The 25,133-nt window shown below is 45.1% G+C and carries 24 protein-coding genes; 1 reads left to right on the plus strand and 23 read right to left on the minus strand.

Annotated features, from left to right (window positions below; all coding sequences use genetic code 11):
• Positions 1-2 precede the first annotated feature (2 nt).
• From V7D18_RS22400 to V7D18_RS22440, 9 genes are all read right to left on the minus strand, one after another.
• Positions 3-1,436, minus strand: a complete 1,434-nt coding sequence (locus tag V7D18_RS22400; protein ID WP_426157662.1) for a PLP-dependent aminotransferase family protein — start codon at positions 1,434-1,436, stop codon at positions 3-5.
• An 86-nt stretch (positions 1,437-1,522) separates the two neighbouring features.
• Complete coding sequence (locus V7D18_RS22405; protein WP_426157664.1) at positions 1,523-3,196, minus strand: glutamine--tRNA ligase/YqeY domain fusion protein; 1,674 nt, start codon at positions 3,194-3,196, stop codon at positions 1,523-1,525.
• Positions 3,197-3,281: 85 nt separating this feature from the next.
• Complete coding sequence (locus V7D18_RS22410) at positions 3,282-3,800, minus strand: transcription repressor NadR (protein ID WP_426157666.1); 519 nt, start codon at positions 3,798-3,800, stop codon at positions 3,282-3,284.
• Entirely contained in the window at positions 3,770-5,497 is a 1,728-nt protein-coding gene (locus V7D18_RS22415) for an ABC transporter ATP-binding protein (protein WP_426157668.1), read from the minus strand. Before V7D18_RS22415 ends, V7D18_RS22410 begins: the two co-directional genes overlap by 31 nt.
• Complete coding sequence (locus tag V7D18_RS22420) at positions 5,484-6,260, minus strand: energy-coupling factor transporter transmembrane component T family protein (protein WP_426157670.1); 777 nt, start codon at positions 6,258-6,260, stop codon at positions 5,484-5,486. The genes V7D18_RS22415 and V7D18_RS22420 overlap by 14 nt, the downstream gene beginning before the upstream one ends.
• A 16-nt stretch (positions 6,261-6,276) precedes the next feature.
• Positions 6,277-6,879 carry an ECF transporter S component gene (locus V7D18_RS22425; RefSeq protein ID WP_426157671.1) on the minus strand — a complete coding sequence of 201 codons (603 nt, stop codon included), beginning with the start codon at positions 6,877-6,879 and terminating at the stop codon, positions 6,277-6,279.
• Between the two features lie 14 nt (positions 6,880-6,893).
• Positions 6,894-7,640 carry a nucleoside phosphorylase gene (locus tag V7D18_RS22430; RefSeq protein ID WP_426157673.1) on the minus strand — a complete coding sequence of 249 codons (747 nt, stop codon included), beginning with the start codon at positions 7,638-7,640 and terminating at the stop codon, positions 6,894-6,896.
• A gap of 115 nt (positions 7,641-7,755) precedes the next feature.
• A complete protein-coding gene (locus V7D18_RS22435; RefSeq protein ID WP_426157674.1) occupies positions 7,756-8,031 on the minus strand; it encodes a GNAT family acetyltransferase in 276 nt (91 codons plus the stop codon).
• A 15-nt stretch (positions 8,032-8,046) separates the two neighbouring features.
• Positions 8,047-9,768, minus strand: coding sequence for a L,D-transpeptidase family protein (locus tag V7D18_RS22440; protein WP_426157676.1), 1,722 nt, complete (start codon positions 9,766-9,768; stop codon positions 8,047-8,049).
• Positions 9,769-9,959: 191 nt separating this feature from the next.
• On the opposite strand from V7D18_RS22440, the gene V7D18_RS22445 reads away from it, so the two are divergent.
• The gene (locus V7D18_RS22445; protein WP_426157677.1) at positions 9,960-10,463 is read left to right on the plus strand and encodes a hypothetical protein; all 504 of its coding nucleotides are present in this window, start codon (positions 9,960-9,962) and stop codon (positions 10,461-10,463) included.
• A 58-nt stretch (positions 10,464-10,521) separates the two neighbouring features.
• On the opposite strand, the gene V7D18_RS22450 is transcribed toward V7D18_RS22445, so the two are convergent.
• The 14 genes from V7D18_RS22450 to V7D18_RS22515 form a co-directional block, all read right to left on the minus strand.
• On the minus strand, positions 10,522-11,931 hold the full coding sequence (locus V7D18_RS22450; protein WP_426157679.1) for a L,D-transpeptidase family protein: 1,410 nt from the start codon (positions 11,929-11,931) through the stop codon (positions 10,522-10,524).
• Between the two features lie 99 nt (positions 11,932-12,030).
• A complete protein-coding gene (locus tag V7D18_RS22455) occupies positions 12,031-12,645 on the minus strand; it encodes an HD-GYP domain-containing protein (RefSeq protein ID WP_426157680.1) in 615 nt (204 codons plus the stop codon).
• Positions 12,646-12,690: 45 nt separating this feature from the next.
• The gene (locus V7D18_RS22460; RefSeq protein WP_426157681.1) at positions 12,691-13,182 is read right to left on the minus strand and encodes a transcriptional repressor; all 492 of its coding nucleotides are present in this window, start codon (positions 13,180-13,182) and stop codon (positions 12,691-12,693) included.
• A gap of 54 nt (positions 13,183-13,236) precedes the next feature.
• Entirely contained in the window at positions 13,237-13,374 is a 138-nt protein-coding gene (locus tag V7D18_RS22465; RefSeq protein ID WP_426157683.1) for a FeoB-associated Cys-rich membrane protein, read from the minus strand.
• Between the two features lie 64 nt (positions 13,375-13,438).
• The gene (gene feoB / locus V7D18_RS22470; protein WP_426157684.1) at positions 13,439-15,622 is read right to left on the minus strand and encodes a ferrous iron transport protein B; all 2,184 of its coding nucleotides are present in this window, start codon (positions 15,620-15,622) and stop codon (positions 13,439-13,441) included.
• Positions 15,623-15,695: 73 nt separating this feature from the next.
• Entirely contained in the window at positions 15,696-15,914 is a 219-nt protein-coding gene (locus V7D18_RS22475; protein WP_426157686.1) for a FeoA family protein, read from the minus strand.
• Between the two features lie 14 nt (positions 15,915-15,928).
• Positions 15,929-16,144 (minus strand): FeoA family protein, encoded by a 216-nt coding sequence (locus V7D18_RS22480; protein ID WP_104436553.1) that lies wholly within the window; start codon positions 16,142-16,144, stop codon positions 15,929-15,931.
• 196 nt (positions 16,145-16,340) lie between these two features.
• A complete protein-coding gene (locus V7D18_RS22485; RefSeq protein ID WP_426157688.1) occupies positions 16,341-18,398 on the minus strand; it encodes a M13 family metallopeptidase in 2,058 nt (685 codons plus the stop codon).
• Between the two features lie 83 nt (positions 18,399-18,481).
• A complete protein-coding gene (gene rpsA, locus V7D18_RS22490; RefSeq protein ID WP_426157690.1) occupies positions 18,482-19,582 on the minus strand; it encodes a 30S ribosomal protein S1 in 1,101 nt (366 codons plus the stop codon).
• Positions 19,563-20,414: a 4-hydroxy-3-methylbut-2-enyl diphosphate reductase gene (gene ispH / locus V7D18_RS22495; RefSeq protein WP_426157691.1), complete on the minus strand. Its 852-nt coding sequence runs from the start codon at positions 20,412-20,414 to the stop codon at positions 19,563-19,565. The genes rpsA and ispH overlap by 20 nt, the downstream gene beginning before the upstream one ends.
• A 3-nt stretch (positions 20,415-20,417) precedes the next feature.
• Positions 20,418-21,104: a (d)CMP kinase gene (gene cmk, locus V7D18_RS22500; protein WP_426157693.1), complete on the minus strand. Its 687-nt coding sequence runs from the start codon at positions 21,102-21,104 to the stop codon at positions 20,418-20,420.
• Positions 21,101-22,357, minus strand: a complete 1,257-nt coding sequence (locus V7D18_RS22505; RefSeq protein WP_426157695.1) for an NAD(P)/FAD-dependent oxidoreductase — start codon at positions 22,355-22,357, stop codon at positions 21,101-21,103. The genes cmk and V7D18_RS22505 overlap by 4 nt, the downstream gene beginning before the upstream one ends.
• A gap of 66 nt (positions 22,358-22,423) precedes the next feature.
• Positions 22,424-23,923 carry a polyphosphate:AMP phosphotransferase gene (gene pap, locus V7D18_RS22510; RefSeq protein ID WP_426157697.1) on the minus strand — a complete coding sequence of 500 codons (1,500 nt, stop codon included), beginning with the start codon at positions 23,921-23,923 and terminating at the stop codon, positions 22,424-22,426.
• A 26-nt stretch (positions 23,924-23,949) separates the two neighbouring features.
• Positions 23,950-25,071, minus strand: a complete 1,122-nt coding sequence (locus V7D18_RS22515; protein ID WP_426157698.1) for an aldo/keto reductase — start codon at positions 25,069-25,071, stop codon at positions 23,950-23,952.
• Between the last annotated feature and the right edge of the window lie 62 nt (positions 25,072-25,133).

The following is a 25,133-nucleotide window of genomic DNA, read 5'->3' on the forward strand; positions in this document are numbered from 1 at the left end:
AATCACCCCTTACTGCCGTCAACCGACCAGGCTTCTTTTAAAAGAATGATTCCTTCCTGGATCTTTTCCTCAGTCAGATTTGCAAATCCAAGAATGACTGTAGGCGGATATTTGTTGTGCTCCCTGTGGATAAAGGAACCGGACAGACCATATACTTTTACGTTTCGCTCCTCTGCCCTTGCAACCAGTTCCTCCTCCGTTCTTCCCATCCGGTCGGTAAGAAGCAGATGAAGTCCTGCATGTTCCCCGCCAATAAAAAACTGTTCTTCAAAGGATTTCAAACCGGCAGTCAGCACATCATGCTTGGATTTATACAATGCTCTCATCCGGTTTAAATGGCGCTCATAATGCCCCTCGGACATGAACTGGTAGAGAATATTCTGGTCAATTCTTGATACAGTGGAAGCATAGAAACTGAACCTTTTCTGATAAATCCGGCATAGGGGCATGGGTAATACCACATAACTGACACGAATGGCCGGAGCGATGGATTTGGAAAAGGTTCCGCAGTAAATTACCCGGTCCCTGTCATCCATCCCCTGCAGGGCAGGAATCGGCTTTCCCTTATACCGGAACTCACTGTCGTAATCATCCTCAATTAAATACCGGTTCTCACGTTCATACGCCCATGCCAGCAGCTCCTGCCTGCGTTTGACGGGCATAATAATTCCGGTTGGGTATTGATGCGAGGGCATAACATAGGCAATATCCGCCCCGCTTTTTTCAAGCAGCCGCACATCCATTCCTGACTTGTCCATATCCACCGGCACGACCTGATACTGCAGGCTGTCAAACACCCGGTAGGCCTGTCTGTAAGTAGGATTTTCCATGGCAATGGTTCTGTCCTTCCCAAGAATCTGGGACAGCAGCATCAACAGATATTCGCTTCCTGCACCTACAATGATCTGCTCCGGAAGACAGTTGACTCCTCTGGCAGAATGCAGATAGGAGCGGATCGCTTCCCTGAAGGGTAATTCCCCCTGGGGATCCCCGGCTGCAAACATCTCCCTGTTATCATCGATCAGGGTATTTTTCGATATCCGCCTCCATGTATTAAAGGGGAAACTGCATAGATCAATTCCTCTTGGAGAAAAGTCCACAGCCCATTCTTTCTTTCCGTTTTTCTTATTTGTATCAATAAAAAAAGATGGCTGGCTTTTCATTTTCTCCTGACCGGTATCAATAAGTCCGTCGATTTTCAGCACAAAATAACCCCGGCAGGGAACCGCTTCAATATAGCCCTCTGATAAAAGCTGCTCATAGGCCATCTGGGTGGTGCTCCTGCTGACTTTTAAGTGCTCCGCCAGCAGTCTGGTGGAGGGAAGGCGGACCGCCGGTTTTAGGTTTCCTTTTACAATTTCATTCTTAATGTAACTGTAAATCTGGCTGTAATAAGGCCATCCCGGCTGATTCTTTAAGGGTATCATCAGCTCCATGAAAAAAACATTCCTCCTTTACCGGATAGGAAAAAATGCCGCACGTCCCTTATCCTTCGGTCATGCGGCATTTCTGTTCAGCTGTACTATTTTGCAATTTTAAAGGAACTCTTTAAGGATACAATCCGGTTGAATACCAGATGTTCTGGTGTGCTGTCCTTGCAGTCAACACAGAAGAAGCCGTTTCTCACAAACTGGAAGCTGTCATATGCCCTGGCTCCTTCAAAGCTGGGCTCCACATAACAGTGTTTTAAAACAGTCAGGGAATTGGGATTCAAGTTTAAGCTGCCGTCTTCGTTTAATTTCCCTTTTTCTTCGTCCACGATGTTCTCGTATAAGCGGCACTCCGCTTCCTGTGCAGTGGCTGCAGCCACCCAGTGAATGGTACCCTTCACTTTTCTGCCCTCGAATCCGGAACCGCTCTTCGTCTCCGGGTCATAGGTACAGTGAACAACCGTAACATTGCCGTTCTCATCTTTTTCGCAGCCTGTGCAGGTGACAAAATAAGCGTTCATGAGGCGGACTTCATTGCCTGGGAATAAACGGAAATACTTTTTAATGGGCTCTTCCATGAAATCTTCCCGTTCAATGTAAAGCTCTTTTCCAAATGGAACCTTTCTCTCACCCAGCTCCGGATTTTCCAGGTTATTGGCAACATCCAAATACTCTGTGGTATCCTCCGGATAATTATCAATTACCAGTTTAATGGGATCTAAAACCGCCATCATTCTGGGTCGTTTCAGTTTTAAGTCCTCCCTGATGCAGTATTCAAGCATGGCGTAATCAACAGAGCTGTTGGCCTTGGAAACACCTACCAGGTCGACAAACATGCGAAGTGATTCCGGCGTATAGCCTCTTCTTCTTAACGCTGCGATGGATACCAGCCTGGGATCTTCCCAGCCGTCAACAATATTGTCCTCCACAAGCTTTTTGATGTAACGCTTTCCAGTCACAACATTGGTCAGATAAAGCTTGGCAAATTCAATCTGGCGGGGCGGATTTTCAAATTCACATTCCTTTACTACCCAGTCGTACAGCGGTCTGTGATCTTCAAATTCCAGAGTACAGATCGAATGGGTGATATGTTCAATGGCATCTTCTATTGGGTGGGCAAAATCATACATGGGGTAAATACACCATTTGTCCCCGGTGTTATGATGGGACATACGCGCCACACGGTAAATGACCGGATCACGCATGTTGATGTTGGGAGATGACATATCAATTCTGGCTCTTAATACCTTTTCGCCGTCTTTATATTTTCCGTCTTTCATCTCTTCAAACATCTTTAAGTTTTCTTCCACACTCCTGTTTCTGTAAGGACTCTCCTTACCCGGAGTTTTAAAATCTCCTCTGTATTCCCGGATCTCTTCGGCAGTCAGATCACAGACAAATGCCTTTCCTTTCTTTATTAAAAGAACTGCACAGTCATACATCTCCTGAAAGTAGTTGGAAGCAAAGTAAAGCCTGTCATCAAATTCTGCACCCAGCCATTTTACATCCTCAATAATGGATTCCACGAATTCTGTCTTTTCTTTAGTCGGGTTTGTATCATCAAAACGGAGGTTGAATTTTCCGCCATACTTTTTAGCCAGGCCATAGTTTAACAGGATGGATTTGGCATGTCCGATATGCAGATAACCGTTTGGCTCCGGTGGAAATCTGGTCTGCACATGGTTATAAACGCCTTCTAAAAGATCCTTGTCTATCTCCTGCTCAATAAAGTTTTTAGAAATTATTTCTTCTTTGTTATCTTCCATCTTTCTTCCTCCATGTCAGTCACTTCAATAATACAATATCATATCATACTTCAATCGATTCGAAAAGGGGGAAAACGTCTTAATCCTATATCAGATAGCCTTTCTTTTTCAGCTCTGCCTCAATAAAATCCAGATTTTTCTCCGAGTCTGCCTCTACAGTATGATAATGACAGCCTCCAGTCAGTACATTTAAGGGCTGGTCTTTGGAGGATTTCATATGCTCCACAAATTCAGCCGCATCCAGACGGTTATTAATAATTAAATCCACCTCGATCTGTCCGTATAACTGGTGCTCAATCAACACATTTTTTAGCCTTCCCCCGTAATCAACGATGGTATTAAGCTCATCTAAGGTATCCTCTGTCCGGTGACTGGTCCGAAAGACCCTTATACATGCCTGTGTATCTTCGTCCTCATCTCTGTGAAGGAGGTAGCCTTTATTAGTAGATATAATTTTCTCATTTTCTGCCCGCAAAAGTGCTATATCCTGTACCACCACCTGTCTGCTGACGCCCAGTCTCCGGGCCAAATCTCCTCCGGATACCGGCTGTCCTTCCTCATTTAAAAGCTCCACTATTTTTTTTCTTCTTCTGCTTCCATCCACGTCTCGTTGTACCTGCCTTGTTCTCTGATGTCCTCTGTTGTCAAAAATGCTCCTTCATATCCAAGGAGTTCGCAAAGTCTTGTGATGTGAGGCGGCTCCAGCCGGGCTTTTAAAAGAATGTCCTTCTGGTAAAAGACCTCCTCTCCCGGTCCGTCTGATATCACCTTTCCCCCAGCCATGACAATAACCCGTTCAAAATACCGGGCAACAAAATCCATGTCATGAAGAATAGCCAGTACGAATTTCCCTTTACCTGTCATGGTCCTGATTAATTTTCCCAATACTTCCCGCCCTCTTGCATCCTGGGCGATGGTAGGTTCATCTAATATAAGTACCTTAGGGTCCATTGCGGCAACGGATGCAATTGCTACCATCTTCCTCTCAGACAGATCCAGATCATAAGGATTTTCTTCTGCTGCATGGAGAAGTCCCACCATCTCAAGGGCTTCTCTGGCGCGCTGTTTTGCCTCTTTTTTCGTCATGCCGATGTTTAAGGGGCCTACCATCACCTCTTCTAAAACCTGATTTTTAAAGATCTGGTCATCGGGATTCTGAAATACATATCCCACCTTTTTTGCAAGCTGGGCCACTGTCCGCCCTGAAATATCTTCCCCTTCAAGCAAAACAGTTCCTGCCTTTGGTTTTAACAGCCCCTTAAGCAGCTTAACGAGAGTAGTTTTGCCAGCGCCGTTCTGGCCGATCACTGCAGTCGGTCTCGCATCCAGGGTAAGTGTCAGATTTTCAATTACAGGGGCGCCCGGTATATAATAAAAACCCAGATCTTTTATGGAAAATATCTCCGTCTCCTGTTTCACACCGTTTCTGCCTCTTATTCTTCCGGGAAGGCTGAGAGGAAACTGATCCTTTAACTGCTGTATCTGATTTAAAGTTACGGGATAGATAAGCTCCTCTCCCTCTTTCCTGTGTACGAAAAGGGCTTTGGAAACCTGGGTGTATACAGGAGGCTCAACTCCCAGCTTTCTTAAGTCTTCTCTGGAAAAAATACACTCCGGAACATCATAAGCCACCTGTGTTCCCTGATGAAGCAATAAGATTTTATCGCAGTAGGCCGCCAGCTTTTCCATCTTCTGTTCCACCATGATGATGGTGATTCCGGTTTTTGCCAGCTTTTCAACCACTCGAAACACCTCCTCGCTGCCCTGGGGATCCAGCTGGGAGGTGGGCTCATCAAGGACAAGAACTTCCGGCTCCATGGCAAGAATGCTGGCGATCGCCACTCTCTGAATCTGCCCACCGGATAAATCAAAGGGATTCCTGTCCTTATACCTGATGATATCCAATATCTGTAATGCTTTTTCCACTCTTTTTCCGATCTCTTCCCTTGGAATTCCAAGGTTTTGAAGGCCAAAAGCAATTTCATCAAAAACCGTATCCTTCGCACCGGACAGCTGGTTAAACGGATTCTGAAACACAAGGCCCACCTTCTGGCACAGTGCTGCAATGGGTACTTTTGATGCTTCCATTCCGTCTATGAGCACCTTTCCTCCATACGCTCCCCTGAACATGGTAGGAACCAGCCCTGCAAATGCCTGGCAAAGAGTGCTTTTTCCCGCCTGGTTTTCCCCCACAATTCCGATAAACTGTCCCTTCTCCACTTCAAAATTAATCCCGTCAAGAGCCAGCTTACTGGTGTGGGGATACCGGTATTTCAAACCGCTCACTTCAATGAATGCCATACATCACCCTCCATACTACCGAAGCCGCAATAATCAGAACCATGAGAATCATGAACCGCTTATCCCGGCCCACAAGCCTGTGTTCTCTTAAAAAAGTCTTTTTATTTTTCGATCCGAATCCTCTCACTTCAAGGGCAATTGCCCGTTCCCTGGTATTGATGAGAGAGCTGCTGACCACAGGAGAAATAAGAGGAATAAACGCCTTCGCCCTGGTAAATAAGCTTCCTTCGGTTTCCATTCCACGGCTCCTCTGGGCATCCAGAATGGTATTCATGGTTGCCATCATCTGAGGTATGATTTGAAAAACAGAGGTAATCATATATCCGAATCTGGGAGAAAAACCGGCCTGCTCCAAATCCTCCACCAGATCTGAGGGTTTGGTGGTCAGTACAAATGCCGCAAAAGCAAGAAGCATATTTAAAATATTCAGACCGATCCGGCATGCGTAAAGGAGACCTTCCTGATAAAAAGCCAGAGTTCCGATCCGAAACAGAATCGTGGTGTTTTCCTTATTAAACAGGCCGTGAATAAGAAAAACAGTGATGATAATGGTAAATGAAAATGCAATCAGCGGAAAAACCTTTTTTAAGATTCCTCCGCTGATCAAAAGGCCCAGACTGATTACCATAAACAGCCCGTACATCCACAGCGCGCCTCCAATCAGAGGCACGCTGATGGCTGCCAGAATATAAACCATCTTGGCAAACGGGTGAAGTCTGGTTAAACAGCTGTCCTTATCTACGTAGAGACTGATGCTTTTCATAGGATTGAACCCTTTCTTAATCCAGACTTTCTACCTCATCATTGACCTCATAGAGGGAGGTGAGTTTTTTAGGCAGTCCTTTCATTATGGCAAAAACAATGAGGACTGTTATAAGCTTGTCCGGTACATCCACAACCAGTTCATCGAGAAATGATCCTAAGAATATGGGCAATCCGGCTGACTGGGACCAGCCAAATAAAAGATCTCCCCAGACGTTGCCGGTTGCACCGCCCCAGAATATCACATTTAAAGGAGTGGAGATGACAACTGCCGTAAGTCCCGCAGCTACTGCAGTCAGAATGGCTCCCGACAGCTTTTCCATATATCCAAGTCTTGCCATGATTCCGACTGCAGCACCGATTCCCAGACTGGTTAACGCATAGATCAAAGTGATAGAATCACCGGTGGTAAAGCCAAAGATCAGGTTGTTGGCTGCTCCGCAGACAGCTCCGATGACCGGACCTCCAAGCACTCCTCCGATACAGGTTCCGATAGAATCCAGCCAAAGGGGAAGTTTTAAAACTGACGCAAAAAGTTTTCCTAAATAATTAATTCCAATGCAGGCGGGTATCAGCACAAAAGTGGCTGCGTGCAGCCTGGTCTTAAACAAATGATTCATCTCATTTCCTCCATTCATGATTCTGATTGATTCAATCGTACAAACGCATCCAGCGCAGTAAGAATCTCCAGCTGTTCTCCTCTCATCATGGCAGATTCGCCGTCTGTATAGCTGTTAATCTGTTCTGAGAGTTCTTCCTGATATTCCACCACTGTATTCAGAATGGACGCCGTTTTAACACCGCGCAGTCCTCCTGTCACAAATACGGCAGCCGTTTCCATGTCAGATCCCAGCACGCCTTTCCCTGACCAGTAAGCGCAGATTTCCTCTTCATGATCGATGTAAAAGCTGTCGTGGCTCCTGGCAATTCCCACATGGGTCCTTGCCCCCAATGCTTTTGCACTATCCATACAGGCAATCAGAAGTTCCGTATCCGGGATTGCGGGATACTTGGAATCCACATAGGAAGAGGAGGCACCGTCATCCCTCACGGCCCCGTTTACCAGGATTAAATCTCCCAGTCCGATTCCTTTTCTAAGGGCTCCGCAGCTGCCGATCCGGATCATTCCACGTACTCCGATTCTGGAAAGCTCCTCCACAGCGATTGCTGCAGATGCTCCACCTATTCCGGTAGAAACCGCCATCACAGGCACTCCATGATAGAGCCCTTTTATGCTGCGGTATTCCCTGTTGTAAGCCAGCTCCTGTACATCCGACAGATATGGGGCAATCCGGTCTAAGCGGGCCGGATCCCCCGGCAGCAGAGCATAGGGCGCTGCCTGACCGACTGACAGCCTGATATGGGGCATGATTTCAGCCAAAATTACCATCTCCTTCCTTTTCTCTGCTCTGAATTTAGCACAAAGGAGCTGCCTTGTCAACCAAATGTCAGGTGACAAGACAGCTCCTTACTCTTTTAAAATTTTAAGTTTCTGTTTATTTTCTTATGGCAGCTGTCCATAGATCCTGTTTCTCAGTAAACTGTTCATTGATCCATTCCAAAGCCTGCTCTCTTCCTTCCTCTGAAAAAGGGAAAACTGCTTTCGTCTTTTTTTCATCAGGAGTTGCCTCATAACAGTATGGCTGGGGATATACGGTAACTAAAAGCCCCTCTTCTTCCTTATTAATCCGATACCGCATTCCATTCATGCTTCCCGTATAAGCCTCTTTTTTAAAAAACTGGATTGGTACAAAGGTTTCCTTATTAAGCATGGTTAATCAATCTCCTTATTTGACACCCGGACCTGTTTTTTTCTTACCTGTGGACCTGGAAACTCCGGGACCTGCTTCCTGCTGCGGGTTGTCTATAATAGGGGCTTCCTGGGTGGAAGGCGTTGTTACCGCAGGTGTTGTAGGCGCTGCCGTGGTTGGTGCTGCCGTGGTCGGTGCGGCCGTGGTTGGTGCGGCTGTTGTCGCTGCCGTGGTGGCCGGAACTGACGTTGTTGTCGTTGCTGCCGGCGTTGTACCGGCAGTTTCGGTTTTCGTTGTACCGTTAGAGGTCGTCTTTGATTCCGTACCAGGTAAATTGTAGCAGAGCACCGGTACTTTTGACGGGATATTTTCAAAAAGCGTCTTGGCCATGGCAGGCGGAAGGTTTACACAGCCATGGGATCCGCTGGTTTTAAAAATGCTTCCTCCAAACTGCTTTCGCCAGGTGGCGTCGTGAAATCCGATGTTGCCGTTAAATGGCATCCAGTAAGCAACCGGTGTGCTGTAATCCTCTCCCTTTAAGGTCGCATCCTTCTGCTTATAGGACAGGGAGTAAACTCCTGCCGGTGTTGACCAGCCCTTTGATTCATTTCCTGATACGAAATCAGTATCAAGAACCAGTTTACCGTCTTTATAAAAATATAAATGCTGGGCTGTGAGATTTACTTCTACATAGGTATTGCCATAATCATTCTCTCCAAAGCTGGCGGCCTCCTGCTTATACACAGGAACCCTTTCCTGGCTTTCTCCAGATCGGATAATTCCTGCCAGTTCATCGGCCTCCGCCTTCTGGTCAATCTTCCAGCCATAACTTCCTCCGGTTATTTTTACCGTCTTACCATAGGAAGTGCTAAGAGTCTTGGCCTTCGATGCAGTATCGTACTTAGAAGCAAGCTCTTTTACATAAGCCGTTACCTCAGAACTGCTTAAATACGCCTTGCCGTCTTCTCCTACTCCCACCCATTTGGAAATGGTATCGCCGTTTAGTATTTCTCTCTTATCGCCAAACTTATAAGTTACTTTCACGTTGGTATAACGGTTTAAGGTCTGGACCTGGCTGACCAGATCAGGATCATCTGCTGCGATCTGGGGCTTTTTATATGCCTCGCCTTCCTCTAAGGATACTTCTGTCTTTAAATCCATGACAGCAGCCGATATCAGCGATTTCACCTTTTCCGGATCAGGCCGGTTACCCTCATCTGCCGCAACAATATGATATCCTTTTCCGGACTCATACTGGGAAATGGCAGCATTCTGGGGTTCTTTTATCTTGTCTTCCTGGAAACAGGACAGCTTTGATACCGCCTCATCAAACTGATCCTGATTATATTTTACCAGGGTTCCTATATCAAAGTTTTGAAATTTCTTAATATGCTTTGCCCATTCAAGAGGTTTCTGTTCCTGCAGCAGTTTTTCCACACTTCCGTCAAAAACTGCTTCCATACCGATATCAGAGCCCTTAATGCTCTCTGTATTGTCACCCCGTTCTTTAATTGTAAGCTGGTAACCGTCAATGCCGGATGAAACCATCTTCTTAACCTCATCAACGGACTTTTTGGATGCATCCATACCATTGATAATGGTGTTGGGGAAAAACACCTCTTTATACTGTCTTCCGATCTGTAAATATGTAAGCGCCGCAATTAATGCGACTACGGCAACTAAACCGCCTCCGATTACAGCCAGACCCCCGATTCCCAATGACTTTTTCTTCCTGCTGTGGGGTTTTTGCTTTTCCATTTATTTCCTACCTCTTAACTAGCCTTTTTATTCAGGTATTATTATATCGTATAACCGCGAAATATGTCTAAATATTTATGGTATATTTCTTGACTTTTTTATTACGATTTGACCTGACATTTCCAGAACATTCATATTGACTTCCTGCCCTTCATAAGATATGGATAAGAACAATTGGAAAGAACCAATTTATGGCTAATTATTTATCTGTATACGGAATCGTCAGTTCCGTTTCTCCCTTTTATACCACCGTCTCAGACCGCAGCTGCTCCCTGCTTCTTTCTGTAAACGCACAAAACCTGGGGCAGATTAATTTTGTCGTAACTCCCCAGACCTTTGTTTTAGATCAGCATACATTCCGTCCAGGTGAACGGATTATCGGCGTATACGACACCGATGTACCTGTCCCCTTAATTTATCCGCCCCAGTACCAGGCTGTTGTTCTGGCACAAAACAGGGATGGTTATGAAGCGGCCCTGGATTATTTTGATGAAGACTTATTAAATGCAGCACAGACAATAAAACTGAATATTCCGGCAGATGGAAGCACACAGGTTCTTCTTACCAACGGACAAAATTATCTTTTCAACCCCGGTGAGCACTATCTTTTTATTCTTTATATGACTGCTTCCGATCATATCCCAGACGAAATTACGCCCTGGAAAGTCATCGTATTTTGCTCCGATAATGAATAAAGTCATTAAAAAAGCCGTCTTATCTGCCCATTTGGCAGGCCGTAAGACAGCTTTTTTATTAATAATGGCATATAACGGGGATTCCGGTATAAATCAGCTCATAAAGAGCCTTTGCCTTTTTGGGAGGAAGATTAATACATCCATGACTTCCACCTGTCTGGTAGATGGAACCTCCGAATTTGCTTCTCCAGCTTGCATCATGAAAACCGATTCCACCGTTAAAGGGCATCCAATAATCTACATGACTCTCATATTCATAAGTTCCGTCCGGTTTTTTATCCCCTCGCAGTACGCGGTCTGTCTGCTTATAGGCAAGGGTATAAATGCCTTCCGGCGTGGTAAGCTTCTTTGATACATTCCCCGTAACACAGGGGGAATCCCATATGACACTGCCGTTCTGATACATATAAACATGCTGGGCAGCCATATCCGCTTCCACATAAGTACCGCCCCAGTCAACATTACGGTCAGCTGCTGCCAGGCTGTACTGGGGAGTTCTCTCCTGGCTTTGTCCGCTCTGAACAATGGCAATGAGCGCCTGCGTCTCCGCTTCCTGATTGATCCGCCAGCCGTATGCACCGGAAAGAGACAAATCCCTGCCGTCAGCTGCTTTAAACGGCCGTGCTTTTCCAGCCGTATCATACTTTCCTGCCAGTGACTGGATATATTCTGCAGCTTTTGCGCCGCTAATATGGATACCTGTCTGGTCCGAGCCTTCAATCCATGTACAGAGCTGTTCTCCTGAAAGCACTTCTGACTGACTGCCAAATAAATATGTGACTTTCATCTCCCTGATCTGGTTAAGCGCCGCACATCTGGCTGCCAGCCCTGAGTCCTGTGATGTCACGGTAATGGTGTCATAACAGTTTTTTTCCTCCAGACTGATCTGCCTGGTCTCCTGGGTTAATGCAGCCCGGACTGCTTCATCAAGCTTCTTTCTGTTTACGCTGTTCCCCTGAATCTCAGGAATCACTGTGAAGGGCTGTCCCTCCTGCCAGTCCGAGATCTTTGCGTTTTGTGTAACCACAATATCCTTACTGCTTACACAGGCAAGAGAATCCAGCCGTTCTTTCAGCTTCTCCTCCTGATAGGTCACCGTGCTTTTCAGGACACTGCTGTTGTCAATATCAGGACCTGCCACCCGTCCGTTATTGTTCTGCTGGGCCAGTATATTCTGAAGTCCGTCGGTAATCACTACCTGATACTGGATATCTGATCCCTTAATTACTTCAGAGGCACCTCCCTTTTCTTTTATGGTAAGCTGATACTCTCTTCCATAAAAACCTTCTATCTGTACCTTTGCCTCCTCTACAGTCATACCTCCCACCAAAACTCCGTTGATTTTTGTTCCGGGCACAAACTTAGAAGCATCATCTGCCAGTGCAGTAATAGCTCCTGCCAGCATAAAAACTGTTGTCAGAAAAGCAATTATCCCTACGGTACCTGCATGACTCTGTTTCCTGTTCATTCATCCAAATCCTTTGCTGTTAATTATTATGGGAAAATATCCCACTTCTTCCTAGGTTAGCACGATTTTAACAGAATAACAAGTATCAAAATCCACAAATCAGTCCGCCACATATTTTGTAAGTTCAGCCCAATGTTCCAATGCCGCAGCTCCAATACAGGGATCATACATGATGCCTAAATTCTTCTTTATTTCCTCATAGCAATACTTCAGTGAATATGCATCCCTGTACCCCCTGTCCGAGGTCATGGCATCAATAGAATCACAGACGGAGATGATCCTGGCCCCAAGCGGAATCTCGTCTCCCTTCAGTCCGTAAGGATAGCCTGTTCCGTCATACCGTTCATGATGATGAAGAACAATGTCTTTCAGTTCATTTAAATGACGGGATTTGCTTAAAATCTGAGCACCTGTCTGGGGGTGCTTTTTCATGGAAGTCCATTCGTCAGGAGAAAGCCTGTCAGGTTTATTTAATACTGCATCAGGAACTCCGATCTTACCAATATCATGAAGATGAGCGGCAATGTGAATCCGCTCCGTTTCTTCTCTTTCAAGCTTTAAAAACCCGGAAAGGGCCAGCGCCATATCGCTGACCCTTTGAGAATGCCCCGCCGTATAGGGATCTTTGGCGTCCAATGCACTGACGATGCATTCGATGATTTCATGATAATCAATGCCGTTTTTGCATAACTCAAAACCTGATTCATTTTTCATGTTCTACTATACCCGCTTTACAAGTTAGCATCTGCTAACTCAAAATTAATAACAACCGGCATTTTCACATTCACAAGGCTTTATGGAAATTGAGGTTATTTTCTGATTATCTAAATAACCGCAGGCTGATAATCCTGCTTTTACAACAGAATTCCAGTTTTTGGCAGACAGATGAAAGGTGGTCTGATCATCCAGTATAACGGTACAGGCATCCTCCATGGAACAGCTGTCGGAATAGGCGATCTTATACATGTTCTTTCTGCTGATCGCCCCGATTTCCTCCAGGACATTTACCATACGATAGACAGTTGCCGCACCGATACTCTCATCAACTCTTGAAGCCTTATAATAGATTTCTTTACAGCTGGAGCATTCATGTTCCAGAATAATATCTAAAAGTGTGAGGCGCTGCTTTGTGATTCTGCAGCCCTTTCCCTTCAGTCTTTCAATAATAAGCTCCTTCTGCATCCTGGTTCTGTGATAGCTTCTGGAGTCAGCTGCTTTTCTCTTTTCAGCAATGTTTGTGTGCATTTCCATTTTGACACCTCCGTTTAGAAGTATTATATAGTACGAAAATCATATATCAGCCTGTTAGTGGCAATGTCCTCCGCAGTCCTTGCACTGTCCGCCGCACTGAATGGATTTTCCGTTTTTCTTATCTCGAATCATGCTTCTTATAATCATTGCCACCGCTCCGATGACAACTGCTGATACTGCTAATGTTCCCATATGATACCTCCTGATATCTTGAGCCTGCATAAACAATGCAGGCTCTTTTATTATGATTGCCGGATTATTTTGCTCCGGCTATACTTGTTAATTTTACTTTTGATCCGCTTTTTTCTTTTAAAGGTCTGACAAGCAGATAGATGAAGCCTGCAATGAGTGCAAATGCCACTGCGGTAAAGAATCCAAAGGATCCGGTCGTTATTAAGGTTCCTACCTGATAAACGCAAAGCGCTACTACATAAGCCAGAAGCGTCTGATATCCCACTGCAAACCAGAACCATCTGGCATTATTCATCTCCCGTTTGATTGCTCCCATTGCGGCAAAGCATGGTGCACAGAGAAGATTGAATACAAGGAAGGAATAAGCGGCAACTGCTGTCATACTGCCTGCAAGAGTACCCCAGATCTCAGAACCGTCCTCTGCAACCTCTGCAAAGCCGTAGAGAATACCGAAGGTTCCAACTACGTTTTCTTTTGCTACCAGTCCGGTGATGGCTGCTACTGCAGACTTCCAGTCTCCCCAGCCGAGAGGAATGAAAATCCAGCTGATTGTGCTTCCCAGCTTTGCAAGGATGCTGTGGTCAAGTTCCAAAGCTTCCAGCATTCTGAACTGACCGTCTACCCAGCCGAAATAGGAAGCAAACCATACAACGATGGTAGATAATAAAATGATGGTTCCTGCTTTCTTAATAAAGGACCAGCCGCGTTCCCACATACTTCTTAAAACATTTCCTGCTGTAGGCATATGGTAAGCCGGGAGCTCCATAACGAAAGGCGCCGGATCGCCAGAGAACATTCTGGTCTTCTTTAAAATGATACCGGAACAGATAATTGCTGCAATTCCAACGAAATAGGCACTTGGTGCAACCCAGGAAGCACCGCCGAAAAGTGCACCTGCAATCAGTGCAATAATGGGAAGCTTGGCACCGCAGGGAATAAAGGTTGTTGTCATAATTGTCATCTTACGGTCGCGGTCATTTTCAATGGTACGGGAAGCCATGATTCCCGGTACGCCGCAGCCGCTGCCGATCAGCATCGGAATAAAGGATTTACCGGAAAGCCCAAATTTACGGAAGATACGGTCCATAATAAATGCCACACGTGCCATATAGCCGCAGCTTTCCAAAAATGCAAGAAAGATAAAGAGTACCAGCATCTGAGGTACAAAACCTAAAACTGCTCCTACACCAGCTACGATTCCATCAAGAATCAGCCCCTGGAGCCAGTCTGCACATCCAACAGCAGTTAAAATGCCTTCTACTACTACCGGTACACCTGGAACATCAATACCGAAGAAGCTGAAACCTTCGCCGAAAAGTCCGTCATTGGCCCAGTCAGTGGCCCATGTACCAACGGTTGTAACAGAAACATAGTATACAAGAAACATCACCGCTGCAAAAATCGGCAGAGCCAGGAACCGGTTGGTAACGATCCGGTCAATCTTATCTGATACGGTCAGGCCGCTCTTTTTATTTCTTGTAAAACACTGATCAATGATGGAGGATATATATACATACCGCTCATTTGTAATAATACTCTCTGTATCATCATCCAGTTCACGCTCAATCCTTGTGATCTCTTCTGTCACATCTGGCACACGTTTCATCTGAGTCTGGATTTTTTCATCCTTTTCCAGCAGCTTAATCGCAAAAAAGCGCTTCTGTTCTTCGGGTATGTCACTGCCCAGTTTCTCTTCAATGGAATCCAGAACCGATTCTACTTCAACTGCAAATTTATGTACAGGCGGCTTGCTGTCTTTATGAGACGCAAGAGCCACTGCTTTTTCAGCGGCTTTCTGTATTCCAGTTCCCTTAAGCGCTGAAATCTCCACTACTTCACAGCCAAGCTTTTCACTTAATTTGTTTATATGAATCTTATCCCCGCTCTTTTCCACGATGTCCATCATGTTGACTGCCATGATAACAGGAATTCCAAGCTCCATAAGCTGGGTGGATAAGTATAAATTTCGTTCTATGTTGGTACCGTCCACGATATTCAAAATCGCATCAGGCCGCTCTCCGATTAAATAATTTCTCGCCACCACTTCTTCAAGTGTGTAAGGAGAGAGAGAATAAATACCCGGAAGGTCCATGATAATTACATCTTTATGGCCTTTTAACTTTCCTTCTTTTTTCTCTACGGTAACGCCTGGCCAGTTCCCCACAAACTGATTTGATCCCGTCAGTGCATTAAACAACGTCGTCTTACCGCAGTTGGGATTACCTGCTAATGCAATTTTAATTGACATACTCTACCTCTTTCTGCCTGTCAGCAATTGATTTGTCTTGTATTAGTCTCACCTAACTAATATGTAAAAAAAATTACTCCACAATGATCATTTCTGCATCCGCTTTTCGTAAGGACAGCTCATAACCTCTGACGGTTACTTCAACCGGATCACCAAAAGGAGCTACCTTTCTCACAAAAATATCAACACCTTTTGTGATTCCCATATCCATAATTCTTCTTTTAACGGGACCTTCTCCGCTTAATTTGGTTACCTTCACGGTTTTACCGCATGGAATTTCCTTTAATGTCATCGTCTTTTCTCCTTTTATCCCACCATGATTTTATTAGCCATATCTTTGCCTATGGCTACTCTGGAATCTTTTACGTTAACAATCATGTTTCCACTGATTTCAGAAACAACAGTTACAATTCCGCCGGTAACAAAACCCAGGTTCTCAAGAAAACGTCTTGTTTCTTCTTTGCCGCCGATTTTACGAATTACGTTAGGCTCTCCTGCTTTCACCATTGTTAAAGGCATCATTCGTCATCTTCTTTCTTTTTATTAATGATAATCATTCCCATTTCTCATGAGTTAGTATATTCTAACTTTCGTCTGTTGTCAAGTTTTTTATTGATTTATTTTCTCATTATCAAATTGTATTTTTTTACATGCACATAAAATCACAAAAAGCTGCCGCATATCACTTACGCTGCCGCAGCCTTCCTGATATTTGCTTCTACCAGATTTTCACCCTCTTTTCAGGGGATACATACATGGCGTCGCCTTCTTTTATCTCCGGATACGTCTTATAAAATGCATCTGTGGCGCTTAGTACTCCATTGACCCTGACCTTCGCCGGAGAGTGGGGATCCGTATTGAGACGGTCAATCATGGTTTCCGGGGTATACCTGGAAGCCCAGATGGTTGCATACTGGCGGAACAGAAGTTTTAAATCGCCGCCCTTTTCTCCTGCAATCGTCGTAATACAGGCCATGGACCCCAGATCAGCGATGTTTTCATTCAGCGTCTGGGCGCCGTTTACTTTTCTCCCCTGATATCCCTCCATTCCGCTGTAGTATTCCTCCACCTTTTTGGCCAGTTCATTGAATTTCCCACGGTCCTCCTTCGTCCACCATACATGATAATTTCCATTTTCATCGTAAAGGGAACCGGAAGAATCAAATGCATGGCTCACCTCATGGGCCATCACCATTCCGATTCCGCCTAAATTGGAAGCAAAATCTGCCTTGGAATCATAAAAGGGGGATTGGAGAATTGCCGCCGGAAATACGATCTCATTGGCTGTGGGATTGTAATAGGCATTTACAGTCTGGGGAGTCATACCCCACTCGCCTTTATCCACAGGTTTATTGTATTTTCTTTTATTAACCTCAATCAGGGCTTTCTGGAGAGAAAGAACATTATCAATTAAGTTTCCCCCGTCTTCCGCTGATACCACCATGGCATCCTTATAATCATCGGGCCATTTGTCCGGATAGCCTACTTTGAGATTCATATGCTCCAGTTTTCTTATTGCAGAGGCCTTTGTCTCATCACTCATCCAGGTCAGATTTTCAATCTGTTTTTTATAGGAGGTGAGAATCAGGCGGATCATGGACTCAATGTCTTTTTTATCCGACTGGGAAAAGCATTTCTCAACATAAAGCCTGCCGAATTCAAATCCCAGTATGTTCTGTGTCAGCTCGCTTGCCAGCTTTTCATCTGTTTTTCTTTCTTTAATTCCCTTTCTTAAATTATTCCATTCCAGATAGCTGTCTCTGATTTCAGGAGTCAGACTTGGGGCAAAATCGTTTACCAGGCAGAATATGGTATACTGTTTTAAAAGCGGGAGCGATTCTTCGTTTAAATATCCGCTGATCTTTTTCATCTGGTCTTCCTGAACCACGATATAGGTGTCCGGTTCGTCCAGCCCTGCAGCCTTTAAAAAAGTCTCCATTGTTCCGTCTGGAAACAGCTTCTTTAGTTCTTCTCTGGAATACGGATTATAAATGACATTTGGATCCCCCTGTTTACTGAGAGGAAGTGCACTTCCAGCCAGGTCCTTCTGAAACTTTAAAATATCAGAAGCATTCTTATCCGCCTCTTCTTTCTTCATTCCCGTAAATTCCATAATCTGCGATATATAATCCCGGTAACGGCTCATCAGCGCTTCCTGATCGGTATCCTCTAAAGTCTCTTTTCCAGGTCCAAGATCCGCACCGCCAAAATACAGGGCATAGCGGGTGGAATTGCTCATGTCCTCAGACCACTGAGGCAGAATAATACTCCCCACGCCCAGATCATCAAAGATTTTCCCTGCCTGTTCTAAATACTCCTCTATCGTCGAAGCACGGCTGATACCGTCCATGTAAACAGCAAGTCCTCCAAATCCTGCAGCCCGTCTTCCTTCCATATCCATTCCTGTCAGATAGAGATCCGCAATTTTTTGTTCCAGTGACCCTTCTGCTGCGTTTTTCCTGTTATTAACAGACTCACGAAGCACTTCATTTAAAATATCATATGCCTCTCTATCCAGCTTGTAAAACTGGCTCCAGCCGCCTGCATCGCCTGGAATCTGGATTTCGTCTAACATCTGTCCGTTGATATAATCATAATAATCGTCTTCCAGACGCACATGCTGTGCTTCCCCTCCTGAGGCTTTTCCCAGACCGCTGGCAGGCTTTGCCTGTGTCTGCTCTTCTTCCGGCTCTGGCTTTACATTACCTGCACATCCGGAAAGTATAATAGCCAGTGCTGTCACAACCGCCAGTATTCTGAAAAAAACCTGTTTCATGGAATCATCCTCTCTTTACAATTTTTTGTATGAAAAAAGGAAGCGGATTTCTCCACTTCCCATCTGCTCATTCTTTATTATGCTTAAACTTCGTCAGAATATACAGGTGCATCTTCTGCAGCTGCTTCGTCCTGACTCTGAAGTGCTTTGATGCTTAAGCTGATCTTCTTATCATCCTCGTTAAAATCAACGACCTTTGCTTCGATTTCCTGACCAATTGCCAGAACATCTGCAGGTTTTTCCACATGATCTCTGGAAATCTGGGAAACATGAAGCAGAGCATCTACGCCTGGCTCCAGCTCAACGAATGCGCCGAAATCAGTCATACGTGCTACTTTACCGTTCACAACATTGCCCACTGCATACTTTTCAGATGCATCTTTCCATGGGTTTGTCTCCGGGAATTTTAAACTGAGGGCAATCTTGTCGCCATTGATGTCTTTGATTAAGACTTTTACTTTCTCACCAGCTTTGAAGGCTTTTTTCGGGCTTTCTACTCTGCCCCAGCTCATCTCTGAAATATGAAGTAAACCATCGGCTCCGCCAAGGTCGATAAATGCACCGAAATCGGTTACATTCTTGATTGTACCTTCTACAACATCGCCTGCATGGATCTTATTGAATAATTCTTTCTGAAGCTCGGCTCTCTTAGCAACCATAATCTGCTTTCTGTCACCGATAATTCTTCTTCTCTTAGGATTAAATTCTGTGATAATGAATTCAATTGCCTTGTCTGCATACTTGGTTAAATCCTTCTCATAAGTATCGGATACCAGGCTTGCAGGAATGAAGACTCTTGCGCCCTCTACAACTACACTTAAACCACCGTCAAGTACCTGTGCAACTTTTGCGGTAAGTACTTCGTGGTTTTCAAATGCTTCTTCCAGTCTCTTATTGCCTCTGTCTGCTGCTAATCGCTTATAGGATAAAGCAACCTGACCCTCACCGTCGTTCACCTTAGTGACTTTCGCTTCCATCTCTTCGCCAACCTGTACAACGGTTGTAAGATTTAAATTCTGGTCATCCGTGTACTCGCTACGCGGGATGATGCCGTCAGACTTGTACCCTATATTCAACACGATTTCATCTTCTTTTACGTCGATGACTTTACCAGTGACGATCTCTCCTGTACGTATGGTTTTCAATGATTCCTCTAACATTTGTTCAAAACTTAACTCTGACATTAGTATGAACCTCCTCGATAATATGATTCGGGGTTGAAGCCCCGGCTGTAATACCTACGCTGCGCACAGAATTTACACAATCAGGATCTAAATCACCTAGTGTCTGGATATAGTAAGTATTCTTACATTCCCTTCGGCATATCTCGTACAGCTTCTGGGTATTGGAACTGCTTTTTCCGCCAATGACAATCATGGCATCCACTTCTGAAGCTATCCGCTTTGCTTCCACCTGTCTTTCCTGTGTTGCATTGCAAATCGTATTTAAAACAAGTATATCATACCGCGTTTCAGAAATTTTTTCAACTAAATCTTGAAATTTCTTGTAATTAAATGTCGTCTGTGATACAATACACAGCCTCTCTCCCTCTGTAAGCGGTAAAGTTTCCACTTGCTCGGGTGTTTCCACTACTAAAGTATTGTCATTTCCCCAGCCTTTAATACCTTCTACTTCCGGGTGTGATTCATTGCCTATTATGATCAGACGTCTGCCTTCTTTATTCTGTTCCTGGGCGATTTTGTGAATCTTTCTCACATATGGGCAGGTTGCATCAATGATCTCAATTCCGTTTTCTTCCATGATATCATAAATGCGCTTTCCGGCTCCATGAGAACGGATCACCACAACTGCGTCGTAAATCTTTTTTAATTCTTCTTCATTTTCAATTACTTTTACGCCCTTTTCCTCTAAATCCTTTACAACCTCTTCATTGTGGATGATAGGGCCATACGTATAAATTGGCTTGTCGTTTCGCTTCAGCTGTTCATACACCTGATCAACGGCACGCTTCACACCGAAGCAGAATCCGGCGGATTTTGCCACAATTACTTCCATACATTAGCTCCTCTCTTCCAGTCTTCTTTCCTCAAACAGCATTAAAATCCGGTCGATTACCTCTTTGGCAGTCATCTCAGAAGAATCTAAAAGCACCGCATCTTCCGCCTGCTTTAATGGAGAATGTTCCCGGTTCATATCCTGGTAATCCCGTTTAATAATATCATTTTCTATCTCTTCCAGACTGCATTCCTGCCCCTTTTCCTTCAGTTCCAGGTACCTTCTTTCCGCCCGGACCCGGCTGCTGGCAGTTAAATAGATCTTAAGATCGGCATCAGGAAGAACGCAGGTTCCTATGTCTCTGCCATCCATGATTACATTCTCCCGTTTTGCAAGCCCTTTCTGCAGATCTACCAGTTTTTCTCTCACTGATAAATGTACAGATGCAGCAGAAGCCATGGCTCCCACTTCCTCAGTACGGATCAGCCCTGATACATTCTCTCCATTCAGAATCACCTGCTGCACGCCGTTTTCATACGCCAGAGTCACATCTGCGGTCTTAACAGAGATAGATATAGCCGCCTCATCCTGCGGGGATATGCCATTTCTTAAAAAATGCAGTGCCATGGCGCGGTACATCGCTCCTGTATCCACGTATACAAAATTAAGTTTTTCTGCTGCAGCACGGGCAATGGTGCTCTTTCCTGCTCCAGCCGGCCCGTCGATTGCTATATTATAAACCTTTGTCATCTTTCGTCCTTCTCCTCTCCTGCCGCACTTCCTGCTGCCCAGCCTGTGGACCAGGCAATCTGAAGATTAAAGCCCCCAGTCACCGCATCAAGATCCAGCACCTCTCCTGCAAAATACAGGCCGTTTACAAGTCTGGATTCCAGAGTGGAAGGATTTACCTCCTTAACGGATATGCCTCCCTGTGTGATAATGGCCTCATTGTAGCCTCTCAGTGCAGTCAGAGTCATGGTAAACGCCTTGGTTACACGAATCAGAGCCTGGCGTTCCTCCCTTGTAATCTCATTAACCTTCTTTTCCGGTGAAATTTTGCTTGCATCAATGATGACAGGGATGAGTTTAGCCGGATATAAGCTCCCCAGAGCATTTTTAAACTGCTTATTCATGGACTCCTCAAAATCTCTTAAAATTCTGGCGTCCAGCTGTTCCTCCGTCAGCGCAGGCTTTAAATCTATGGTAAGGGTAAGGGGACCTTTTTTTAGTTCCTTGGCCGCGTAGCTGCTGGCGCTCAAAAGAACAGGGCCGCTGACTCCGTAGTGGGTAAAAAGCATCTCTCCGAATTCCCGGTAAATAACCTTGCTGCCTTTCATAACCGCCGCTTCCACATTGCGCAGGGAAAGTCCCTGAAGTTCCTTAATCACAGGCTCTTCCACAACGAAAGGAACCAGTGCCGGAGATAAGGGAATCATGGTGTGACCGGCTTCTTTTGCCAGTTCATAGCCATCCCCTGTGGATCCAGTGGTCTGATAGGAATAACCTCCGCAGGCAATAATAACGCTGTCTCCATAGAAAGACTTCTTTCCTGAACTGTCACTGACAACAATCCCCTTCACAGCACCGTTATCAAGAATCAGTTTTTCCGCCTTTTTCCGGTAATGAATCGTAACTCCAAGCTCCAGAAGCCTGCTGTTTAATGCTTTTATGACATCAGATGCCTTATCAGATGCAGGAAACACCCGGTTTCCCCGTTCCGTCTTTAACCGGCAGCCAAGGGTTTCTAAAAGTTCCATCATATCGAAATTGGTAAAACCGTAAAAGCTGCTGTAAAGGAATTTGGAATTGGTGACAACATTCCCGAACAGCTCCTCTGTATCACAGGCATTGGTCACATTGCACCGGCCTTTTCCCGTAATATAAACTTTTTTACCAAGCTTCTCATTTTTCTCAAAAATGTGGACGGTACTGCCCTTCATGGCTGCTGCTATTCCAGCCAGCATCCCTGCAGCGCCCCCGCCCACGATTAAAACCGTATTCATGCCCTTTCCTCCTGCCTTTGTTCACTTCCTCCTACTTTACACGAAAAAGCAGGAAAACACAAGTGGTCAGGGACGATTATTCACTTCTTTTATCTTATCTTCCAACGCTTCCACCACAGTTTTTAAGATCTTGACCCTTGCATAATACTTGCAGTTTCCTTCCACTACCACCCATGGAGCATAGGTTGTGGAGGTACGGACCAGCATTTCATTGACCGCTGATTCATACTGATCCCATTTTTCCCTGTTTCTCCAGTCTTCTTCCGTAATTTTCCACTGCTTTAACGGATCTGCCTGACGTTCTTTAAAACGTTTTTCCTGTTCGTCTTTATCGATGTGAAGCCAGAATTTGATGACAACGGCGCCTGCATTTGCCAGGTGGCTTTCCATTTCATTGATTTCCTGGTATGCCTGTTTCCACTGTCTCTCTCTGCAGAAGCCCTCCACCCGTTCAACAAGCACTCTCCCGTACCAGGTGCGGTCAAATATGGCGATATGTCCTGCTTTCGGCACATGATTCCAGAAACGCCAGAGATAGTGATGAACCCGTTCGATATCATTGGGGGCAGCTGTGGGGTATACTTTATAGCCTCTCGGATCCAGATGGCTGGTAAGCCGTTTGATGGCTCCGCCTTTTCCAGCCGCATCCCAGCCTTCAAACCCCAGTACCACCGGTATCCGCATGAGGTAAATCTGGCTGTGGAGAAATTCCAGCTTTTTTTGAAGACGGTCAATTTCCTTTTTGTATTCTTCCTTTGAGATGGACTTGGTTAAATCCACGCCGGAGAGAACGCCTGCTTTAAAGCTCTCTGAGCGGACAGGAACTTCCTTCTCCTTTGCGCCTCCGTTTAAATTCTTCTTATTTAAAGCATCTTCCAGACAGTCAGCAACACATGTCATGATCTTGGCTGCAGCATACTCTTTATCGGTTGCCTCAATAATGGTCCACGGAGCGTAATCCATGTCCGTATTCTGAAGCATCTCTTCGCAGATATGCAGGAACCTGTCATATTCCGTGTTGCGCTTCCAGTCTTCCTTTGTCACTCTCCAGCTGGTTTCCTTTGAGCTTTCCAGCTTTTTAAACCGTTTCTTCTGCTCTTCCCTGGAAACATAGAGAAACAGCTTGATAATTACCATCCCGTCATCGGTGAGCTGCCGTTCAAAGGACTGTATGTCATGAAAAGCCCCGGCCAGATCTTCATCAGGAATCTTTCCAGAAAAACGCTCCATGGTTACCTGACGGTACCAGCTTCTGTCAAAGACAGCAATTCTTCCCTGGGCGGGCAGCTTTGTAAAAAAGCGCCAGAGGAAGGGACGCATACGCTCCTCGTCCGTTGATTTATCATTGGCATAGACATCAAAACCTCTGGGATCAAGGGCCTGAATTAAGTGATTGATCTGAGTTCCCTTACCTGAGGCTCCCATTCCCTCAAACACAATCATGACAGGAATCCCGGCTTCTTTGCACTGGCGCTGCAATGCCCCCAGTTTTTCACTCTGTTCTTTTTCTGTCTTTTTGTAAGTTTCCTTATGGATTTTCTTTGATAAATCAATTTTCTCCAGCATAAACAGTCCCTCCTTACTGGTTTCCGTTAAGCCTGTATCTTTTCAAACACCTTTGCAACTTCCGGCATGACCTGGCTGATTTTAATCATCTGGGGGCATTCCTTTTCACATCTGTGACAGGTTTTGCAGCTGTCCGCTTTTATCTTAAGGCCTTCATACCCGGCTTTGGCCTCATCCTCTCTGTGGGCTGCAGTCATATTATAGTAGGAGAATATCTCCGGGATCTCCAGTCCGAAGGGGCAGGGAACGCAGTAGCGGCAGCCGGTACAGCCAACTAAAGCCATGGAGTCAAAGATCTCCTTTGCCTTCCGGTACATGGCGTGTTCTTCTTCCGATACCATACCAATATGGCTTCTGTCCGCATAAAGAAGATTATCTTCCAGCTGTTGTTCATCGCTCATTCCGCTTAAAAGCAGGCTGACTTCCGGCTGATCCCATAAAAAGTCAAGGGCATATTCCACACTGGATTTTTCTTCGCCTAACACTTCTTTTACATGAGGTGCAGGATTGGCCAGTCTTCCGCCTAAGAGTGGCTCCATAATGACTACGGCAAGACCTTTTTTAGCAGCCTCTTTCAGTCCTCTTAAGCCTGCCTGATGTGTTAAATCCACATAGTTATACTGAATCTGGCAGAAATCCCATCCATCATAATAATCTAGGATATCCTGAAATACGTCATATGAATCATGGAAGGAAAAACCAATATATTTAATTTTTCCATCAGCTCTCGCTTTTTCCATCTTCTCCACCAGCTTAAACTTTTTTATCTTCTCTTCAAACCGGTCTCTGCTTAGGGCATGGAGCAGATAAAAATCCACATGATCTGTCTTTAACTTTCTTAACTGCTCATCTAATACTTCTTCAAAATCTTCTTCCTTTTCAAGCTTCCAAACAGGACATTTCGTTGCCAGATAGGTTTTCTCCCTGTATCCTTCCTGCAGCGCTTCCCCTACTATCCTCTCGCTTTCCCCTTCATGATAGGGATAAGCAGTGTCAACGTAGTTGACCCCCTGATCAATGGCATGACGGATCATGGCAACCGCCCGCTTCTCATCTACCTGATTTTCTCCCGAAAGAGGAAGCCGCATGGCTCCGAACCCGAGTGCTGAAACTTTTATTCCTGTCTTTCCAAAATCACGATATTGCATATTCTTCCTCCGCATGATAAGATTCGCTATTGAACTAAAAGCTGCTTTAATAAATATTGTAT

It is taken from the genome of Lacrimispora sp. 38-1 (genome assembly GCF_049890855.1).
Classification (GTDB): Bacteria; Bacillota; Clostridia; order Lachnospirales; family Lachnospiraceae; genus Lacrimispora.

What these genes read in the sequence shown, in the direction of transcription:
- V7D18_RS22435 (WP_426157674.1), bottom strand. Translation starts at nt 8,031, where the DNA reads ATGCTTAATAAGGAAACCTTTGTACCAATCCAGTTTTTTAAAAAAGAG.
- V7D18_RS22405 (WP_426157664.1), bottom strand. Translation starts at nt 3,196, where the DNA reads ATGGAAGATAACAAAGAAGAAATAATTTCTAAAAACTTTATTGAGCAG.
- V7D18_RS22420 (WP_426157670.1), bottom strand. Translation starts at nt 6,260, where the DNA reads ATGAAAAGCATCAGTCTCTACGTAGATAAGGACAGCTGTTTAACCAGA.
- V7D18_RS22425 (WP_426157671.1), bottom strand. Translation starts at nt 6,879, where the DNA reads ATGAATCATTTGTTTAAGACCAGGCTGCACGCAGCCACTTTTGTGCTG.
- cmk (WP_426157693.1), bottom strand. Translation starts at nt 21,104, where the DNA reads ATGACAAAGGTTTATAATATAGCAATCGACGGGCCGGCTGGAGCAGGA.
- ispH (WP_426157691.1), bottom strand. Translation starts at nt 20,414, where the DNA reads ATGGAAGTAATTGTGGCAAAATCCGCCGGATTCTGCTTCGGTGTGAAG.
- V7D18_RS22450 (WP_426157679.1), bottom strand. Translation starts at nt 11,931, where the DNA reads ATGAACAGGAAACAGAGTCATGCAGGTACCGTAGGGATAATTGCTTTT.
- V7D18_RS22460 (WP_426157681.1), bottom strand. Translation starts at nt 13,182, where the DNA reads ATGGAAATGCACACAAACATTGCTGAAAAGAGAAAAGCAGCTGACTCC.
- V7D18_RS22480 (WP_104436553.1), bottom strand. Translation starts at nt 16,144, where the DNA reads ATGATGCCTTTAACAATGGTGAAAGCAGGAGAGCCTAACGTAATTCGT.
- V7D18_RS22445 (WP_426157677.1), top strand. Translation starts at nt 9,960, where the DNA reads ATGGCTAATTATTTATCTGTATACGGAATCGTCAGTTCCGTTTCTCCC.
- V7D18_RS22400 (WP_426157662.1), bottom strand. Translation starts at nt 1,436, where the DNA reads ATGGAGCTGATGATACCCTTAAAGAATCAGCCGGGATGGCCTTATTAC.
- rpsA (WP_426157690.1), bottom strand. Translation starts at nt 19,582, where the DNA reads ATGTCAGAGTTAAGTTTTGAACAAATGTTAGAGGAATCATTGAAAACC.
- V7D18_RS22415 (WP_426157668.1), bottom strand. Translation starts at nt 5,497, where the DNA reads ATGGCATTCATTGAAGTGAGCGGTTTGAAATACCGGTATCCCCACACC.
- V7D18_RS22505 (WP_426157695.1), bottom strand. Translation starts at nt 22,357, where the DNA reads ATGAATACGGTTTTAATCGTGGGCGGGGGCGCTGCAGGGATGCTGGCT.
- V7D18_RS22475 (WP_426157686.1), bottom strand. Translation starts at nt 15,914, where the DNA reads ATGACATTAAAGGAAATTCCATGCGGTAAAACCGTGAAGGTAACCAAA.
- feoB (WP_426157684.1), bottom strand. Translation starts at nt 15,622, where the DNA reads ATGTCAATTAAAATTGCATTAGCAGGTAATCCCAACTGCGGTAAGACG.
- V7D18_RS22485 (WP_426157688.1), bottom strand. Translation starts at nt 18,398, where the DNA reads ATGAAACAGGTTTTTTTCAGAATACTGGCGGTTGTGACAGCACTGGCT.
- V7D18_RS22440 (WP_426157676.1), bottom strand. Translation starts at nt 9,768, where the DNA reads ATGGAAAAGCAAAAACCCCACAGCAGGAAGAAAAAGTCATTGGGAATC.
- pap (WP_426157697.1), bottom strand. Translation starts at nt 23,923, where the DNA reads ATGCTGGAGAAAATTGATTTATCAAAGAAAATCCATAAGGAAACTTAC.
- V7D18_RS22515 (WP_426157698.1), bottom strand. Translation starts at nt 25,071, where the DNA reads ATGCAATATCGTGATTTTGGAAAGACAGGAATAAAAGTTTCAGCACTC.
- V7D18_RS22455 (WP_426157680.1), bottom strand. Translation starts at nt 12,645, where the DNA reads ATGAAAAATGAATCAGGTTTTGAGTTATGCAAAAACGGCATTGATTAT.
- V7D18_RS22465 (WP_426157683.1), bottom strand. Translation starts at nt 13,374, where the DNA reads ATGGGAACATTAGCAGTATCAGCAGTTGTCATCGGAGCGGTGGCAATG.